At 63.7% G+C, this 16,590-nt stretch carries 17 protein-coding genes; 9 read left to right on the top strand and 8 right to left on the bottom strand.

Features of this window, described 5'->3' with window-relative positions:
• Positions 1-166 precede the first annotated feature (166 nt).
• The 5 genes from LK03_RS13500 (at position 167) to LK03_RS13480 (ending at position 5,579) form a co-directional block, all read left to right on the top strand.
• Positions 167-703 carry an ATP-dependent zinc protease family protein gene (locus LK03_RS13500; protein ID WP_038412884.1) on the top strand — a complete coding sequence of 179 codons (537 nt, stop codon included), beginning with the start codon at positions 167-169 and terminating at the stop codon, positions 701-703.
• A 5-nt stretch (positions 704-708) separates the two neighbouring features.
• Positions 709-2,244, top strand: coding sequence for an inactive transglutaminase family protein (locus LK03_RS13495; protein ID WP_038412883.1), 1,536 nt, complete (start codon positions 709-711; stop codon positions 2,242-2,244).
• Positions 2,244-3,224, top strand: a complete 981-nt coding sequence (locus tag LK03_RS13490; protein WP_038412882.1) for an alpha-L-glutamate ligase-like protein — start codon at positions 2,244-2,246, stop codon at positions 3,222-3,224. Before LK03_RS13495 ends, LK03_RS13490 begins: the two co-directional genes overlap by 1 nt.
• Before the next feature lie 180 nt (positions 3,225-3,404).
• On the top strand, positions 3,405-4,751 hold the full coding sequence (pabB, locus tag LK03_RS13485; protein WP_038412881.1) for an aminodeoxychorismate synthase component I: 1,347 nt from the start codon (positions 3,405-3,407) through the stop codon (positions 4,749-4,751).
• Between the two features lie 93 nt (positions 4,752-4,844).
• Positions 4,845-5,579: a phosphoadenylyl-sulfate reductase gene (locus LK03_RS13480; RefSeq protein ID WP_038412880.1), complete on the top strand. Its 735-nt coding sequence runs from the start codon at positions 4,845-4,847 to the stop codon at positions 5,577-5,579.
• 184 nt (positions 5,580-5,763) lie between these two features.
• Here the strand turns inward: LK03_RS13480 and cysB are convergent, their stop codons facing one another.
• The 3 genes from cysB to LK03_RS13465 form a co-directional block, all read right to left on the bottom strand.
• Positions 5,764-6,738 (bottom strand): HTH-type transcriptional regulator CysB, encoded by a 975-nt coding sequence (cysB, locus tag LK03_RS13475; RefSeq protein ID WP_038412879.1) that lies wholly within the window; start codon positions 6,736-6,738, stop codon positions 5,764-5,766.
• Positions 6,739-6,859: 121 nt separating this feature from the next.
• Complete coding sequence (locus tag LK03_RS13470) at positions 6,860-7,357, bottom strand: universal stress protein (protein ID WP_038412878.1); 498 nt, start codon at positions 7,355-7,357, stop codon at positions 6,860-6,862.
• A 66-nt stretch (positions 7,358-7,423) separates the two neighbouring features.
• Positions 7,424-8,374 carry a putative 2-dehydropantoate 2-reductase gene (locus LK03_RS13465; protein WP_038412877.1) on the bottom strand — a complete coding sequence of 317 codons (951 nt, stop codon included), beginning with the start codon at positions 8,372-8,374 and terminating at the stop codon, positions 7,424-7,426.
• Between the two features lie 252 nt (positions 8,375-8,626).
• Between LK03_RS13465 and LK03_RS13460 the strand changes: the two genes are divergently transcribed.
• Positions 8,627-9,703, top strand: a complete 1,077-nt coding sequence (locus tag LK03_RS13460; RefSeq protein WP_038412876.1) for a 3-deoxy-7-phosphoheptulonate synthase — start codon at positions 8,627-8,629, stop codon at positions 9,701-9,703.
• Between the two features lie 64 nt (positions 9,704-9,767).
• On the opposite strand, the gene LK03_RS13455 is transcribed toward LK03_RS13460, so the two are convergent.
• Entirely contained in the window at positions 9,768-10,049 is a 282-nt protein-coding gene (locus LK03_RS13455) for a GNAT family N-acetyltransferase (protein ID WP_028694400.1), read from the bottom strand.
• A gap of 473 nt (positions 10,050-10,522) precedes the next feature.
• On the opposite strand from LK03_RS13455, the gene oprI reads away from it, so the two are divergent.
• Positions 10,523-10,774, top strand: a complete 252-nt coding sequence (gene oprI / locus LK03_RS13450; protein WP_003259780.1) for an outer membrane lipoprotei OprI — start codon at positions 10,523-10,525, stop codon at positions 10,772-10,774.
• Between the two features lie 98 nt (positions 10,775-10,872).
• Here oprI and LK03_RS13445 read toward each other — a convergent pair whose 3' ends face one another.
• From LK03_RS13445 to LK03_RS13435, 3 genes are all read right to left on the bottom strand, one after another.
• Entirely contained in the window at positions 10,873-11,844 is a 972-nt protein-coding gene (locus LK03_RS13445) for a L,D-transpeptidase family protein (RefSeq protein ID WP_038412875.1), read from the bottom strand.
• A gap of 105 nt (positions 11,845-11,949) precedes the next feature.
• A complete protein-coding gene (locus LK03_RS13440) occupies positions 11,950-12,231 on the bottom strand; it encodes a hypothetical protein (protein WP_038412874.1) in 282 nt (93 codons plus the stop codon).
• Positions 12,232-12,289: 58 nt separating this feature from the next.
• On the bottom strand, positions 12,290-12,895 hold the full coding sequence (locus LK03_RS13435; RefSeq protein ID WP_038412873.1) for an arylesterase: 606 nt from the start codon (positions 12,893-12,895) through the stop codon (positions 12,290-12,292).
• 10 nt (positions 12,896-12,905) lie between these two features.
• Here LK03_RS13435 and LK03_RS13430 point away from each other — a divergent pair, with 10 nt between their 5' ends.
• Entirely contained in the window at positions 12,906-13,589 is a 684-nt protein-coding gene (locus LK03_RS13430; protein WP_038412872.1) for an ABC transporter ATP-binding protein, read from the top strand.
• Positions 13,589-16,096 carry an ABC transporter permease gene (locus tag LK03_RS13425; protein ID WP_038412871.1) on the top strand — a complete coding sequence of 836 codons (2,508 nt, stop codon included), beginning with the start codon at positions 13,589-13,591 and terminating at the stop codon, positions 16,094-16,096. The genes LK03_RS13430 and LK03_RS13425 overlap by 1 nt, the downstream gene beginning before the upstream one ends.
• Here LK03_RS13425 and greB read toward each other — a convergent pair whose 3' ends face one another.
• Complete coding sequence (greB, locus tag LK03_RS13420; protein WP_038412870.1) at positions 16,097-16,579, bottom strand: transcription elongation factor GreB; 483 nt, start codon at positions 16,577-16,579, stop codon at positions 16,097-16,099. It lies immediately after the preceding gene.
• Positions 16,580-16,590: the final 11 nt, after the last annotated feature.

The following is a 16,590-nucleotide window of genomic DNA, read 5'->3' as shown; positions in this document are numbered from 1 at the left end:
CGGCGCGCTGGCGTCAAGACCTCGGCGTGATAGAATGCCGCGCCAGTTGCTGGCACATGGACACCCTGCCTGCCAGCGTTTCGCGCGCCTGGTAGTTGAATGAGGATGCACGCGCAGTCACTGCCAGTCGCCTTGCCCCAACCTTGCACTGAACTGCGTCAGGAATATGAAATTCACACCCGCTCTACCTTTGCTGTGCCTTTTCCTGCTGCCGGCCTGCGCCCTGGCCGCAGAGAAGGCCGTGTACGGCCTCAACGAATACGCCCACCTCGGCGGGCTTGACCTGGAAGTGGCGGCCAAGCTCGACACCGGCGCCAAGACCGCCTCGCTCAGCGCCCGTGACATCAAGCGCTTCAAGCGCAACGGCGAGAGCTGGGTACGCTTCTACCTGGCCATCGATACCGCCCACAAACACCCCATCGAACGCCCCCTGGCGCGCGTCAGCAAGATCAAGCGCCGCGCCAGCGACTACGACAGCGAGTCGGGCAAGGCCTATACTGCCCGCCCGGTCATCGAGCTGCAGATCTGCATGGGTCAGCGCCAACGCACCATCGATGTCAACCTGACCGACCGCAGTGCGTTCCAGTTTCCATTGCTGATCGGCTCGGAGGCGCTCAAGCAATTCGGCGCACTGGTCGATCCAAGCCTCAAATACGCGGCCGGCAAACCTGCCTGTGCCTCCAAAGCTCCCACCGCAGAGTAATTCCGATGCGTTCTCTTACCCTTCACCTGAAAGTCCTGATCACCGTTCTGGTGCTGCTGGGCGTAATGGTCACGGCCTATCAGATCTTCTTCCTCGGCATCCCGGTGACCGAAGACGAGACCGACGACTTGTGGAACATCGACGCCAAGGTCGAGTTCGTGGCCAGCTCCAAGGACCCGGTCAAGGTGCAGATGTTCGTGCCGCCGTTGAATCGGGACTACGTCAGCCTCAACGAGAGCTTCATTTCCAACAACTATGGGGTCAGCGTCAACCGCGCCGATGGCAACCGCAAGGTGACCTGGTCGGCCCGTCGCGCCAACGGCAACCAGACCCTGTACTACCGCCTGGTGCTGACCAAGCGCTACAGCACGGAAAAAGCCGCCATCAAGGGCGCCACCTTCCGTGACAGCCTGGCCGTAGAGGGCCCTGAGAAGGTCGCCGCCGAAGCGCTGATGGCGCCGATTCGCCAGCACTCGGCAGACGTCGAGACCTTCGTGGGCGAGACCATCAAGCGGGTCAACAACCTCAACGACGACAACGTCAAACTGCTGCTGGCCGGTGACACCTCGGCGCAGAACAAGGCGCGCGTGGTCGACCTGCTGCTGTCCATCGCCCACGTGCCGATGGAAAAAGTGCATACCATTCGCCTGATCGCCGACACCCCGCAGAGCCCTGAGCTGTGGCTGCGCAGCTTCAACGGCAATGACTGGCTGTACTTCAACCCCGATACCGGCGAGCAGGGCCTGCCCAACGACCGCCTGCTGTGGTGGACCGGCGATGACAACCTGGTCACCGTCGATGGCGGCAAGAAAGCCAACGTCACCTTCAGCCTGAACAACAGCGAGATGAACGCCATCCGCCTGGCCAAGCTGACCGACGAGAATACCGACGCCGACTTTCTCGAATACTCGCTGTACAGCTTGCCGCTGCAGACTCAGCAAACCTTCATGATCATGGTCATGATCCCGATCGGCGTGCTGGTGATTCTGGTCCTGCGCAACCTGATCGGCATCCAGACCCTGGGTACCTTCACCCCGGTCCTGATCGCCCTGGCCTTCCGCGAAACCCAACTGGGCTTCGGCATCATGCTGTTCACGGTGATCACCGCGCTCGGATTGTCGCTACGCTCCTACCTCGAGCACCTCAAGCTGCAGATGCTGCCGCGGCTGTCGGTGGTGCTGACCTTCGTCGTGGTGTTGATCGCCGCCATCAGCCTGTTCAGCCACAAGCTGGGGCTCGAACGCGGTCTGTCGGTGGCGCTGTTCCCGATGGTGATTCTGACCATGACCATCGAACGCCTGTCGATCACCTGGGAAGAACGTGGCGGTGGCCATGCCATGAAGGTTGCCATCGGTACGCTGTTCGCCGCGTCCCTGGCGCACCTGCTGATGATGGTGCCGGAGCTGGTGTACTTCGTCTTCACCTTCCCGGCGGTACTGCTGGTTCTGGTGGGCTTCATGCTGGCGATGGGTCGCTACCGCGGCTACCGCCTGACTGAGCTCGTACGCTTCAAGGCGTTCCTGAAAAAGGCTGATGCCTGATGTTCGGACTGATCAAGACCTGGAAGGCCCTGGAAGCCCGGGGGATCATGGGCATCAACCGGCGTAACGCCGACTACGTGCTCAAGTACAACAAGCGCAACCTGTACCCGGTGGTCGACGACAAGATCATCACCAAGGAACGGGCCATGGCCGCCGGCATTCATGTGCCGGAGATGTTCGGGGTGATCGAGACCGAAAAGGAAATCGACAAGCTCGACCAGATCATCGGCGGGCGCAGCGACTTCGTCATCAAGCCGGCCCAGGGCGCCGGCGGTGACGGCATCCTGGTGGTGGCCGATCGTTTCGAGGATCGCTACCGCACGGTATCGGGCAAGATCATCAGCCACGAGGAAATCGAGCACCAGATCTCGAGTATCCTCACTGGCCTGTACTCGCTGGGCGGACACCGCGACCGCGCGCTGATCGAGTATCGGGTCACGCCCGACCAGATCTTCAAGAGCATCAGCTACGAAGGCGTGCCGGACATCCGCATCATCGTGCTGATGGGCTACCCGGTGATGGCAATGCTGCGCCTGCCCACTCGCCAGTCGGGCGGCAAGGCCAACCTGCACCAGGGCGCCATCGGCGTCGGTGTCGACCTGGCCACCGGCGTGACCCTGCGCGGCACCTGGCTCAACCGCATCATCAGCAAGCACCCCGATACCACCAACTCGGTAGACGGTGTCCAGTTGCCCAACTGGGATGGCTTCATGAAGCTTGCAGCCAACTGCTACGAGCTGTGCGGGCTGGGCTACATCGGTGTGGACATGGTGCTGGACCAGGACAAGGGCCCGTTGATTCTGGAGCTCAATGCGCGCCCCGGTCTGAATATCCAGATCGCCAACGACTGCGGGCTGACCCAGCGCACCCACGCGATCGAGGCGCACCTGGAAGCCTTGGCCAAGGACGGTATCAGCGAAGACCCCGACCAGCGGGTCAAGGTCGCCCAAGGTCTGTTCGGGCACGTGCTCGGACACTAGACTGGCCATGTGCGGCCGACCGGGCCCTCGCTCCGGTTGGCCGCCTGTCCAGTCTGTCGCTGATGGCTTCAGCCCCAGACCCAGGCGATTCCCGCTGAGTAAACGTCGCTCCGGCGCTAGTCGCTTTTCCTACACGGGTCTACAATCGCCCTCCCCGCTTTGACATCGCTGTCCACACAGATGCCGACCTGCACGCTTCACCCCCTGCCCTATCTCGCCGACCCCGCTGGCTACTTCGCCCACCTGCGCGACGCCCCTGGCGCAGTATTGCTCGACAGCGCGCGCCCTGGTGCCGAACGTGGGCGCTTCGACCTGCTCAGCGCCTGGCCCTTACACGCGTTGCAGGTGCGCCCGCAGGAAAGCGGCGAGGCGTACCTGCAGCGGTTGCGCGAGGCACTTGCACAGCTGGGCCCGGCCGAGCTGCCGAACGCTGTCGAGCTGCCCTTCGCGGGCGGGTTGATCGGCTACCTGAGCTATGACTTTGGCCGGCGCCTGGAGCATCTGCCCGAACGCGCCGTGGACGATCTGCACCTGCCCGATGCCCACCTTGGGCTGTATCCCTGGGCGCTGATCAGCGACCACCACCTGCGCACCAGCCAGCTGGTGTTCCACCCGCAACTGGAGAGCGCCGAACGTGAACGCCTGATCGCCCTGTTCGCCGCGCCTGCGCCAGCGCCGCAGCAGGCTCGCTTCAGCGTGAACCAAGCCATGCGCGGCGATCTCGACCGCGATCAATACCGCCAGGCCTTCGACCGCGTGCAGGCTTACATCCACGCCGGCGACTGCTACCAGATCAACCTCACGCAACGTTTCCGCGCGCCGTGCCAAGGTGACCCGTGGCAGGCCTACCAAGCGCTGCGCAAGGCCTGCCCGACGCCGTTTTCCGCCTTCATGCAACTGGCTGACGGCAGCGCCTTGTTGAGCCTGTCACCGGAACGCTTCGTCCAGGTCAGCGGCAGGCGAGTGGAAACCCGGCCCATCAAAGGCACTCGCCCGCGTGCCAACGCCCCCGAGCAGGATGCTGCCAACGCCCAGGAGTTGCTCGGCAGCAGCAAGGACCGTTCGGAAAACCTGATGATCGTCGATCTGCTGCGCAACGACCTCGGCCGCACCTGCGAGATCGGTTCGGTGCGGGTGCCAGAGCTGTTCAGCCTCGAGAGCTATCCCAACGTGCACCATCTGGTCAGCAGCGTCACCGGACGCCTGGCCGCAGGCCGCGATGCCTTCGACCTGATCGCCGGCAGCTTCCCGGGCGGTTCGATCACCGGGGCGCCGAAGATTCGCGCCATGCAGATCATTGACGAACTGGAACCCACCCGCCGCGCCCTGTACTGCGGCTCGTTGCTGTATGTGGACGTACGGGGCGAAATGGACAGCTCGATTGCCATCCGCAGCCTGCTGATCAAGGACGGTCAGGTCTGCTGCTGGGGCGGTGGCGCGGTGGTGGCCGACTCGCAATGGCAGGCCGAGTACGAAGAGTCGATCGCCAAAGTGAGAATTCTGCTGGAGACGCTGCAGGCACTCTGAGCGCCGGGGTGACACTGCGTGTGCTGCGGCTTTTTTGTTACCATCGGCGTCACTACGAGCGCCAAGCGCCATATTCAAGATGGAAACCGCCTGATGAGCCAACCCTTCGACGTCACCGCCCTGGCCGCCACCTACGCCAGCAAGTCCCCCCAGGACATCCTTAAGCTCGCCTTCGAGCATTTCGGTGATGACCTGTGGATTTCCTTCAGCGGTGCCGAGGACGTGGTGCTGGTGGACATGGCCTGGAGACTCAACAAGCAGGTCAAGGTATTCAGCCTCGACACCGGCCGCCTGCACCCCGAGACCTATCGCTTCATCGAGCAGGTACGCGAACAGTACGACCTGCCCATCGAACTGCTCAGCCCCGACCGCGACAAGCTCGATGCCTTCGTCAAGGAAAAGGGCTTGTTCAGCTTCTATCGCGATGGCCATGGCGAGTGCTGCGGCGTGCGCAAGATCGAACCACTGCGCCGCAAGCTGGCGACCGTCAGCGCCTGGGCCACCGGCCAGCGTCGCGACCAGAGCCCAGGCACCCGTAGCCACGTCGCTGCACTGGAAATCGACACTGCGTTCTCCACCCCCGAGCGCCCGCTGTACAAGTTCAACCCGCTGGCCCAGATGTCCAGCGAGGACGTCTGGGGTTACATCCGCATGATGGAGCTGCCCTACAACAGCCTGCACGAGCGCGGCTTCATCAGCATCGGTTGCGAACCCTGCACCCGCCCGGTCCTGCCCCGCCAGCACGAGCGGGAGGGACGCTGGTGGTGGGAAGAATCGACGCAGAAGGAATGCGGCCTGCACGCTGGCAACCTCATCTCTAAGGCCTGACGGCAGTTGTAAGCTTTTAGCGGCAAGCGGCAAGCGGCAAGTAAAAGCGGTCCGTGGTGGGGCGGCTGTTTCTTGTGGCTTGTGACTTTGCTTTAGGCAAAGAAAAAGAGCAGGCCGGCGCGGACTGCTCTTTCTTGTAGCTTGAAGCTAGCGGCTCGTCGCTCGGCACTAGCCGCCGCGGCGGCTAGTGCACCGGCAATTCGACCCCGTCGAACAGCGCCTCGAGCTCTTGCTTGTTGTGGCACTGAATCGCCTTGGCCATGACCTCGCGGGTCAGGTGCGGGGCGAACTTCTCGATGAAGTCGCACATGAAGCCACGCAGGAAGGTGCCGCGACGGAAGCCGATCTTGGTGATGCTTGGTTCGAACAACTCACTGGCATCCAGCGCGACCAGATCGGCATCGAGCTTGGCGTCGACCGCCATGCCGGCGACGATGCCCACGCCCAGACCCAGGCGCACATAGGTTTTGATCACGTCGGCGTCGGCTGCGGTGAACACCACCTTGGGTACCAGGCCGCGTTGGCTGAAGGCTTCGTCGAGTTTGGAACGGCCGGTGAAACCGAACACATAGGTGACGATGGGGTATTCGGCCAGCGCTTCGAGGGTCAGTTTTGGCAGCTTGGCCAGCGGGTGGCCCTGGGGCACCACGACGCAGCGGTTCCACTTATAGCACGGCATCATGATCAGGTCGTTGAACAGCTCCAGCGCTTCGGTGGCGATGGCGAAATCCACCGTGCCATCAGCGGCCATCTCGGCGATCTGCATCGGTGAGCCCTGGTGCATGTGCAACGCCACTTCCGGGTACTGCTTGATGAAACTACTGATCACCGGCGGCAGTGCGTAGCGCGCCTGGGTGTGGGTGGTGGCGATGGACAGCGTGCCCTTTTTCTCGTTGGAGAATTCCTGGGCGATCTGCTTGATGCTTTCGACCTTGCGCAGAATCTCGCCAGCGGTGTTGATGATGCGCTCGCCGGCGGGGGTGACGCGGGTCAGGTGCTTGCCGCTGCGGGCGAACACTTCGACACCCAGTTCGTCTTCGAGCAGGCGGATCTGTTTGCTGATACCGGGCTGCGAGGTGTACAGGCTCTGCGCCGTGGCGGATACGTTGAGGTCGTGGTGCGCTACCTCCCAGATGTAGCGCAGTTGTTGCAGCTTCATAGATATCCCTCGGATCAGCAAAAGGTCAGCAGGCGGCGACGGTTTATAACTATATTAGTGGTCAAAGAAATAAATCTAGAACTTTTTCTTCAATGGGTAGGGAATTGACAACTGCAGTGCTTCACCCTTTCCGACGACCCAGGTGTTGCGACAGCGGCACCATGTACACCGGCACCTGGGCCAGTTGCAGCAGCCTGACGGCAGTCCGACCGATGGGCACATCGGCCCCGGCCCCTCGGCTGTGACTGCCGAAAATCAGCAGGTCCACCTGCAACCGCTCGACCTGCTCGAGAATCACCTGCGCCGGATCGCCCTGGCGCACCCTCACCGCCCGAATCACCGCCAGATCCGCCGCCTCGCCCAGTTCATCGCGCAGGTTGGCCAGCACGCGTCCCTCGATGCTTGCCAGCACCGTGTCAACGCCCTGACTGTGCAGGCGGTCGAGGGTCTGCTCATCGAGGCAGCTCTGCAGCAGTGACTCGGCGAACTGGCCCATGGGCTCGACCGCATGAATGATGTACAGGTCGGCCTGGAAGGTCCGCGCCAGGGCCAGGGCATGTTGCATGACGAACGGCGCATAAACGCCCAGGTCGCTGGCGTACAGCAGGGAACGAATCATGCGGCCTCCTCGACTGCCGGGACGGCAAGGCAAGGTTCAGCTTAGCAGCGCCTCCGGTCGGCGCCGTCACTCGGCGGCGCGGTTGCGCCGATCGATGAAGGCCAGGGCCTGATACAGCGCCTGCATACGCGGCAGCACGCATCCGATTGCGCGCGCCCGGGCCAGGGGTTCTGCGTAGATCGCCTGCAGTTCCAAGGGACGCTGCTGCACATGGTCGTGGTACATGCTCGGCCAGTAGTCGGGCATCTGCTCGGTCACGCGCAGCAGATGCGCTGCGTAGCCATCGCCCACCTCATGGCCACACGCCCTGGCGCCTTCGACCACTTCGGCCATCAGCGCCTCGATCGACGCGCGGCTGTCCGGGTCGCCCATCAAGGCACTGGTACTGGCCCCGAGCAGCACCGAGAGGCCGTTGTACGGCACGTTCCACACCAGCTTCTGCCAACGGGCCAGGGCCAGATCGGGCATGGCCTGCGAGTCGATGCCAGCGCGGTGGAACAGCTCGGCGCCTTCTTCGACGATGGCCTGGCCGGCGTCAGCCGCAGGCCCGCTGTGGTAGCCAAGATTGACCGCACCGAGCGCCTGGTGGCGAACGGTGCCAGGGCCTTCACGGTGCACGCAGATGAAGCACAGCCCGCCAAGCAGGTGCATGTCGTCGCGCAAGGCCGGGCGCAGTAGCTCCTCCATGCCCAGGCCGTTCTGCAGCAACAGCACCTTGGCCCCCGGCGCCGCCGTTTGGACCAACAATGGCGCCAGCTCGGCGTTGCTGGTGGCTTTTGCACCCACCAACAGCCAGTCGCACGGCGGCAGGTCGGCGGCGTCGGCGTAGGCCTGAACCGGCAGGTTCAGCGAGCCGTGCACACGGCTTTCGACGGTCAGTCCGCGCTCGGCCACGGCAGCGTATTCGCTGCGCAACAGAAAATGCACATCAAAACCTGCACGAGCCAGCATCAGGCCGTAGAAACCCCCTATGGCGCCGCTGCCAATGATGCCGATCCGAACGGGGTGGGTGCTCATGCAACTCTCCTGATGCGCGTGGTCGAGCCGGTGATCTTGGCACGAGCGCCGGGTGCATTTCGAGCCCGAGCTGGATCGAGCCAGGGTCGCACAGCCTCGGAACCGGTAAAAACCCCACGCCGGCTGGGGCTTGCCCATTGTCGCACCCCCCTTGAACGCGCTAAGGTTCGGCCCTCCCCGCTGCGAACAAACTGCTGCTGGGCCGCACGGGGATTGCTGGCGGCCGGCACCCGTGACCTGACGAGTAACACGATGGCTGATTTACCGATCGATGACCTTAACGTTGCCTCCAACGAGACTTTGATCACCCCTGATCAGCTCAAGAAGGAAATCCCCCTCAGCAGCAAGGCTCTGCACACCGTGACCACAGGTCGCGAAGTGGTGCGCAACATCCTCGATGGCAAGGACCACCGCCTGTTCGTGGTAGTCGGCCCTTGTTCGATCCACGACGTCGATGCCGCCCACGCCTACGCCGAGCGTCTCAAAGTGCTGGCCGAGGAAGTGTCCGACACGCTGTATCTGGTCATGCGCGTGTATTTCGAAAAGCCGCGCACCACGGTCGGCTGGAAAGGCCTGATCAACGATCCGTACCTGGACGACTCGTTCAAGATTCAGGATGGCCTGCACATCGGCCGCAAGCTGCTGCTCGATCTTGCGGAAAAGGGCTTGCCCACCGCTACCGAAGCACTCGATCCAATTTCCCCGCAGTACCTGCAAGACCTCATCAGTTGGTCGGCCATCGGCGCACGTACCACCGAGTCGCAGACTCACCGGGAAATGGCTTCGGGGCTGTCGTCGGCAGTCGGTTTCAAGAACGGCACCGATGGTGGTCTGACCGTGGCCATCAACGCCCTGCAGTCGGTATCCAAGCCGCACCGCTTCCTCGGCATCAACCAGGAAGGCGGCGTGTCGATCGTCACCACCAAGGGCAATGCCTACGGTCATGTGGTATTGCGCGGCGGCAACGGCAAGCCCAACTATGATTCGGTCAGCGTTGCGCTGTGCGAACAGGACCTGGCCAAGGCCAAGATCAAGCCGAACATCATGGTCGACTGCAGCCACGCCAACTCCAACAAGGACCCTGCCCTGCAGCCGTTGGTGATGGACAACGTCGCCAACCAGATCCTGGAAGGCAACCAGTCGATCATCGGCCTGATGGTGGAAAGCCACCTGAACTGGGGTGCGCAGTCGATTCCGAAGAACCTCGCCGAGTTGCAATACGGCGTGTCGGTCACCGACGCCTGCATCGACTGGGCTACCACTGAAACGGCCCTGCGCAGCATGCATGCCAAGCTCAAGGATGTTCTGCCCAAGCGCCAGCGCGGCTGAGGCCAACACCTGAACATGAAAACGCCGGGCATTGCCCGGCGCTTTCGTTGTGATCAGTTGGTCATCATGCCTGATTGGAGTGGCGCTGCTGACGCTCCATGTAGCGCTCCACGTATGAACACGACGGAATGACCGTGTAGCCCATCTGCTCAGCGTAGGCCAACGCCCGCTCGGTCAGTGCCGCAGCGATGCCACGCCCGCGCAAGGCGTCGGGGACGAAGGTGCGATAGATGTCCAGCGTCTGCTTGCCCAGATCCATGTAGGTCAGGTAGGCCCGATGACCGTCCACGTGGGTCTCGAACTGATGACCGGTTTGGTCATGGCGGATGGTCAGCGCTTCGCTCATCACAACTCCTCGCAGGTCTTCTGGCAGACCCCAGCCTTATCAATATCACCGTTGCAGCCCGACAGCGTCATGCGCGTTGGACAGTACTGCACGCAGTATCGTTCGGCGCCGAGTATCTGGCAACTAGTCTGCAATAGGCATTGCCCGCCCTGCCGGCAGGAAGTGCGCATGCAAGGGGACCGCTAAGTGTGCTGTTTGGCAACAACAGCGCTACACACCGAAAGCGCGAAAGACCGAAAACGTCACACTTAGTTCAACGCAACTTATGCGGACGAGCCAGTACGGCCTACGCCGCGGCTGCACATGACCCTCTGTTTACAGGGCCGACCCTGCGCTGGGCAGGAGATTTTTTTGCGCTTCTTGCTTTCAGTCAGTTTACTTACTACAAGTAATGGGTACTATGTACGCCGGCCAGTTTCTCATTTTTGAGAGATGGCTATTTAATAGATATAAAGTCCTTGAAGGGGAACACGATGAACAACGTTCTGAAATTCTCTGCTCTGGCTCTGGCCGCAGTTCTGGCTACCGGTTGCAGCAGCGTCTCCAAAGAAACCGAAGCTCGCCTGACTGCTACCGAAGACGCAGCAGCTCGCGCCCAAGCCCGTGCCGACGAAGCCTACCGCAAGGCCGATGACGCTCTGGCCGCTGCTCAAAAGGCTCAGCAGACCGCTGACGAAGCCAACGAGCGCGCTCTGCGTATGCTGGACAAAGCCAGCCGCAAGTAATAATCCTTCGGGGTTATGCTTAAGCCGATCCAACTGGATCGGCTTTTTTGTGTCCGTCGACAATGGCCCGAGGCAACTGCGCGCCCGGATGGGCAGCCTTATTGCAACTCCGGCGGCAGCTCCGAGGCGACCGTAGTGTTTGCCGCACCCGGCACCGCGATTTCCACGGGCAGGCCATCTTCAGCGGCCACCACGTCACGCACCATGTCCCAGTTCATGCGCACGTTGTTGGCAAGGTCTTCGCGCTTGAGCAGGGCGTTGATCACCGCAGTATGCTTGTCGACCACCGACGGGTTGCCGCTGTCGTCCAGAGGCGTGTGCGCCTCGAGGTAGACCTTGCCACCACTGACGCCGAACTTGTACGGCTCGTTGATGATGCGCACCGGTGTACCCACCGGCACCAGGGTCGAGAGTTCCAGCACGTTGTTGTTCAACATGCGGAAGCAACCATGGCTGGTGCGCATGCCAATGCCGAACTTCTTGTTCGAACCATGGATGAGATAACCGGGCACGCCGAGTGTGAACTTGAACGGCCCGAGCGGGTTGTCCGGGCCGGCAGGCACCACGGCCGGAAGAATATCGCCATCGGCGGCATGTTCGGCGCGGATCGATGCCGGTGGCGTCCAGGTCGGGTTGGGCGTCTTGGCGATGATCTTGGTATTGGCGATCGGTGAACCCCAGCCTTCGCGACCGATACCGAGCGGGAAGGTGTACACCACGTCCTCGCCCTTGGGGTAGTAGTACAGACGATACTCAGCCAGGTTGATCACCACACCCTCACGCGGGCCTGGCGGCAGGATGTAACGCGTCGGCAGGACGATTTCCGTGCCGGCACCTGGCAACCAGGGGTCGACGCCCGGGTTGGCGGCGATCATTTCCAGATAGCCAAGGTCGTTGGCGGTGCCGATGTCGGCGAAGGTGTCTTCGTACTTGGCGGTAAGGGTACGTACCTGGCCAACGACGTCCTCACCCGGAGGCGGCAATGGCAGCTGCAGCGCGGTGGCGGAGCCTGCTACCAGCAGGGCAGCCAGGCTCAGGCAGCGGGTGACGGCAGGCAAACGCGGCAACATCCGGTGAATCCTTAGCAATGGGGTCAAGACATTCAAGTGTACACGCGGCCCGCGACAAGCGGGAGGCACAAGGCCCGCAGGCGGCTTGCAGATGATGAAAGGCGCCTACAGCTGCGGCCAAACCGGTCGGGTGCCGCGCCGCTGCGCTTCGAGGATGGCCCGGCACAACGCGCACAGGCGCTGGTCACGGAAGATACTGCGTGCCACTGTCGACCAGCGCGGTTGTGCCGGTAGCAGACCGCCGCACAGCGTGCGGTCGGCAGGTGCTCCCAGTTCCAGCTGGCGAGTGACGAGGTGAACGCGAACTTCCTGGCAGGCGAACAGATCGAGTTGTTCATCGGGCTCGATCAGTTGATAGGCGTACAGGGACCAGGCGGGGCGCGGCATCGGGGGCACTCGAAACGGGGGGCGCAACATTATCCGAAAGCGGCCCCCGATTAAAGCGTCAGAGCAAGGGTTTGAGCGTCGGCCAGGCATTTTCCAACAGCTGCTTCTGCGCACCTGGGCCGGGGTGAATGCCGTCGGCCTGCATCAGCTCGGGCACCCCACCCACACCCTCGAGGAAGAACGGGACCAGCGCCACGTCATTCTGCTTGGCGACCTGGCTGTAGGTTTCGGCGAAGGCCGTGGTGTAGCGCTCGCCGTAGTTGGGCGGCAGACGCATGCCCAGCAACAGCACCTTGGCGCCGGCCGTCTTGGACTGATCGACCATCGCAGCAAGATTTTGTCGCAATTGAGTGGGGGCCTGGCCGCGCAGGCCATCATTGCCACCCAGCTCCAGTACCACCACCTCAGGCTTATGCTCGGCCAGCAGCGCGGGAAGGCGCGCCTTGCCGCCGGCGCTGGTGTCGCCGCTGATCGAGGCATTGACCACCTTAAGCGGATACCCAGAGCTTTTCAGACGCTGTTCGAGCAAGCTGACCCAGCCCTGACGGGTATCCAGGCCAAAACCTGCGCTGATACTATCGCCGACGATCAGCAGTGTTCCCGCCATCGCGGTCTGGGCCAGGCAATACAGGGCCAGACCTGCACTCAATAACCACACTCGCATTGGATTCTCCATGGGCCCCAGCATTCTCGTTGCGCAGAACCTTAGCAAAGTGGTCCCTAGCGCGGAAGGCGAACTGACCATTCTCCACCCCCTGTCACTGACCCTCGCCGAAGGCGACAGCCTGGCCATCGTCGGCGCGTCCGGTTCGGGCAAGTCCACCCTGCTCGGCCTGCTCGCCGGGCTCGACCAGCCAAGCGCCGGCGGCGTCGTCCTGGCCGGGCACGATCTGGGCCCGCTCGATGAAGACCAGCGCGCGCAGGTACGTGCCGAGCACGTCGGCTTCGTGTTCCAGTCGTTCCAGTTGCTCGACAGCCTGAACGCCCTGGAAAACGTCATGCTGCCCCTTGAACTGGATGGCCGCCGCGATGCCCGCGAGCAGGCCCGCAGCCTGCTCGAACGGGTCGGCCTGGGCCAGCGCCTGAGCCATACCCCGCGTCAGCTCTCCGGCGGCGAGCAACAACGGGTGGCCATTGCCCGCGCCTTCGCTGCGCAGCCCTCGGTGCTGTTCGCCGACGAACCCACCGGCAACCTTGACAGCCACACCGGCGCACGCATCAGCGACCTGCTGTTCGAACTCAACCAGGAACGCGGCACCACCCTGGTGCTGGTGACCCATGACGAACGCCTGGCAGCACGCTGCCGGCGCTCGATTCGCCTGGAAGCCGGGCGCCTGGTCGCGCCCGTGGAGGCCTGATGACGCGTCTCGATTTCTTCGGTTTGCTGAGCCTGGCCGGCCGGCAACTGCGCCGTGATGCTCGTGCCAGCGAAGTCCGCGTGCTGTTCTTCGCACTGCTGGTGGCCGTCGCCGCAAGCACCGCCATCGGCTTCTTCGGTGCCCGCCTGAACGGCGCCATGCAACTGCGTGCCAGCGAATTCCTCGGTGCCGACCTGGTCCTGCAGGGCACCTCCCCTGCCCATGCCGAGCAACTGCAGCGCGGGCGAGAGCTTGGCCTGGCGTCTGCCCATCTGGTGGAGTTCAGCAGCGTGGTGGCCGCTGACGACGGCATCCAACTGTCCAGCGTCAAGGCGGTGGATGCGGCCTACCCGCTGCGCGGCGAGCTGCGCAGTGCCCCCGCGCCGTATGCCCCGGAGACCGCCGGCGGCGGACCTGCCGCCGGGGAAGCGTGGGTCGAGTCTCGCCTGCTGGCCGCCCTCGATCTGAGCATCGGCGACAGCATCGATGTCGGCAAGAAAACCCTGCGCCTGACCCGCGTGCTGACCTACGAGCCCGACCGTGCGGGCAACTTCTACAGCCTGACCCCTCGGGTGCTGATGAACCTCGCCGACCTCGACGCTACCGGAGTGATCCAGCCCGGCAGCCGGGTCAGCTACCGCGACTTGTGGCGCGGTGAAGCGCCAGCGCTGGCGGCGTACCGGGATGAAATACAGAAGAACCTGGGCGCCAATCAGCGTCTGCTCGATACCCGCGATGGTAATCGGCAGATCGGCGGCGCCTTGGGCAAGGCCGAGCGTTATCTGAACATGGCCAGCCTGGTGGCGGTGCTGCTGGCCGGTGTGGCGGTGGCGCTGTCGGCCAGCCGCTATGCCGCTCGTCGTCTCGATGCCAGCGCCCTGCTGCGCTGCCTTGGCTTGTCGCGGCGCCAGGCGCTGGGACTGTACTGCCTGCAACTGGCCATGCTTGGCGTGCTCGCGGCGGTCGCCGGTGCCGTGCTCGGCTGGCTGGCCCAACTGGGCCTGTTCCGCCTGCTGCAAGGCCTGTTGCCCAGCACCTTGCCCGGCGGTGGCCTGGGGCCTGCGCTGGCAGGCATCGCCACCGGCCTGGTGGCCTTGGCCGGCTTCGCTCTGCCACCGCTGGCCGCGCTGGGTCGGGTGCCGCCGCTGCGCGTGCTGCGCCGCGACCTGTTGCCGGTCCCCCCGAGCAGCTGGTTGGTGTACGGCGCGGCGCTGGTGGCGCTGGGCCTGATCATGTGGCGACTGAGCCTCGATCTGCTGCTGACCTTCGCCCTGCTCGGCGGCGGTCTGATCGCCGCGCTGTTGCTCGGCGGCCTACTGCTGCTCGGCCTGCGCAGCCTGCGCCGGCTGCTGGCCGATGCGCCACTGACCTGGCGTCTGGGGCTCGGGCAACTGCTGCGTCATCCGCTGGCCGCCGCCGGACAAGCGTTGGCATTCGGCCTGATTCTGCTGGCGATGGGCCTGGTGGCCTTGCTGCGGGTCGAGTTGCTCGACACCTGGCAGGCGCAATTGCCTGCCGATGCGCCGAACCACTTCGCCTTGAACATCCTGCCCGACGAACGCCAGCCCTTTGCCCAGCAGCTGCAAAGCCTCAATGCACGCTCGGCGCCGTTGTACCCGGTGATCCCCGGGCGCCTGGTGGCGATCAACGATGAAGCGGTGCAGCAGATCGTCAGCAAGGACTCGGCGGGCGAACGTGCGGTACAACGCGACCTGAGCCTGACCTGGGCCGCCGAGCTGCCTGAAGGCAATGCCCTGAGCGAGGGCACCTGGTGGAGCGCCATACCGACCGCTGACGATATGCCGGGAGTGTCGGTGGAAGCGGAGCTGGCCGCCAGCCTGGGCCTGCAACTGGGCGACCGGCTCACCTTCGACATCGCCGGCGAACAGCACAAGGCTCAGGTCAGCAGCTTGCGCAGCGTGCACTGGGACAGCTTCCAGCCCAATTTCTACATGATCTTCCAGCCCGGCACGCTGCAGGGCCTGCCGACCACCTACCTGACCAGCTTTTACCTGGGTAGTGGCCACGAGCAGGACATCGTCGCCCTGGCGCGGGCGTTCCCGGCGGTGACCATTCTTCAGGTCGATGCCCTGCTCAGCCAGCTGCGCAGCATCCTCGCCCAAGTCACCCTGGCGGTGGAATATGTGCTGCTATTCGTCCTCGCGGCGGGCCTGGCCGTGCTGTTCGCAGGATTACAAGCGACGCTGGACGAACGCATCCATCAAGGTGCGCTGCTGCGCGCCCTGGGGGCACGCAGAGCGTTGCTGGTTCGCACCCGGCGCATCGAATTCGGCCTGCTAGGCGCTGCCAGCGGGCTGCTGGCAGCGCTGGGCTGCGAGCTGATTACCTGGGTGCTGTACCGCTATGCCTTCGCCTTGAGCTGGAGCCTGCACCCTTCGCTGTTGCTGCTGCCGCTGGTGGGCGCAGTCGTGGTGGGTGGTGCCGGTGTGCTGGGTACGCGGCGAGCGCTCAATGCCAGTCCGTTGCAGGTGCTGCGCGAGGGCTGATCAGCGGCCCTCTGGCAGGTACCAGATCCGGTTCACGTACCACACCGCCTCGCCCGTGGGCGTCTGCACCACCACCTCGTCGTCCTGCTGTTTCTTCAGCAGGGCGCGAGCCATGGGCGAGTCGATGGAGATGTAGTCGTTGCGGCCGTAGATTTCGTCGTAGCCCACCACGCGCAAGGTCAGCACCTCGCCCTGCTCGCTCTCGATCTCGACCCAGGCGCCGAAGAACACGCGACCTTCCTGCTCGGGGGCGTAGGCGACGACCTTGACGTCTTCCAGACGCTTGCGCAGATAGCGCACGCGACGGTCGATCTCACGCAGCAGCTTTTTGTTGTACTGGTAATCCGCGTTCTCGCTGCGATCCCCCAGGGAAGCCGCCCAAGCCACTTTCTGAGTGATTTCCGGGCGGTACACGCGCCACAGGTGGTCGAGTTCCTGCTTCAGCGCCTGGTGGCCTTCGGTGGTGATGATATTGGTGCTCAACGACGACTCCT

The sequence above is a fragment of the Pseudomonas cremoricolorata genome (assembly GCF_000759535.1).
Taxonomy (GTDB): Bacteria; Pseudomonadota; Gammaproteobacteria; order Pseudomonadales; family Pseudomonadaceae; genus Aquipseudomonas; species Aquipseudomonas cremoricolorata_A.
This window is presented reverse-complemented; position numbering and strand designations above follow the sequence as displayed.

What these genes read in the sequence shown, in the direction of transcription:
- LK03_RS13430 (WP_038412872.1), top strand. Translation starts at nt 12,906, where the DNA reads ATGGGCCCCAGCATTCTCGTTGCGCAGAACCTTAGCAAAGTGGTCCCT.
- LK03_RS13440 (WP_038412874.1), bottom strand. Translation starts at nt 12,231, where the DNA reads ATGCCGCGCCCCGCCTGGTCCCTGTACGCCTATCAACTGATCGAGCCC.
- cysB (WP_038412879.1), bottom strand. Translation starts at nt 6,738, where the DNA reads ATGAAGCTGCAACAACTGCGCTACATCTGGGAGGTAGCGCACCACGAC.
- pabB (WP_038412881.1), top strand. Translation starts at nt 3,405, where the DNA reads ATGCCGACCTGCACGCTTCACCCCCTGCCCTATCTCGCCGACCCCGCT.
- LK03_RS13490 (WP_038412882.1), top strand. Translation starts at nt 2,244, where the DNA reads ATGTTCGGACTGATCAAGACCTGGAAGGCCCTGGAAGCCCGGGGGATC.
- LK03_RS13455 (WP_028694400.1), bottom strand. Translation starts at nt 10,049, where the DNA reads ATGAGCGAAGCGCTGACCATCCGCCATGACCAAACCGGTCATCAGTTC.
- LK03_RS13465 (WP_038412877.1), bottom strand. Translation starts at nt 8,374, where the DNA reads ATGAGCACCCACCCCGTTCGGATCGGCATCATTGGCAGCGGCGCCATA.
- LK03_RS13495 (WP_038412883.1), top strand. Translation starts at nt 709, where the DNA reads ATGCGTTCTCTTACCCTTCACCTGAAAGTCCTGATCACCGTTCTGGTG.
- LK03_RS13435 (WP_038412873.1), bottom strand. Translation starts at nt 12,895, where the DNA reads ATGCGAGTGTGGTTATTGAGTGCAGGTCTGGCCCTGTATTGCCTGGCC.
- LK03_RS13460 (WP_038412876.1), top strand. Translation starts at nt 8,627, where the DNA reads ATGGCTGATTTACCGATCGATGACCTTAACGTTGCCTCCAACGAGACT.
- LK03_RS13445 (WP_038412875.1), bottom strand. Translation starts at nt 11,844, where the DNA reads ATGTTGCCGCGTTTGCCTGCCGTCACCCGCTGCCTGAGCCTGGCTGCC.
- oprI (WP_003259780.1), top strand. Translation starts at nt 10,523, where the DNA reads ATGAACAACGTTCTGAAATTCTCTGCTCTGGCTCTGGCCGCAGTTCTG.
- LK03_RS13425 (WP_038412871.1), top strand. Translation starts at nt 13,589, where the DNA reads ATGACGCGTCTCGATTTCTTCGGTTTGCTGAGCCTGGCCGGCCGGCAA.
- LK03_RS13480 (WP_038412880.1), top strand. Translation starts at nt 4,845, where the DNA reads ATGAGCCAACCCTTCGACGTCACCGCCCTGGCCGCCACCTACGCCAGC.
- LK03_RS13500 (WP_038412884.1), top strand. Translation starts at nt 167, where the DNA reads ATGAAATTCACACCCGCTCTACCTTTGCTGTGCCTTTTCCTGCTGCCG.
- LK03_RS13470 (WP_038412878.1), bottom strand. Translation starts at nt 7,357, where the DNA reads ATGATTCGTTCCCTGCTGTACGCCAGCGACCTGGGCGTTTATGCGCCG.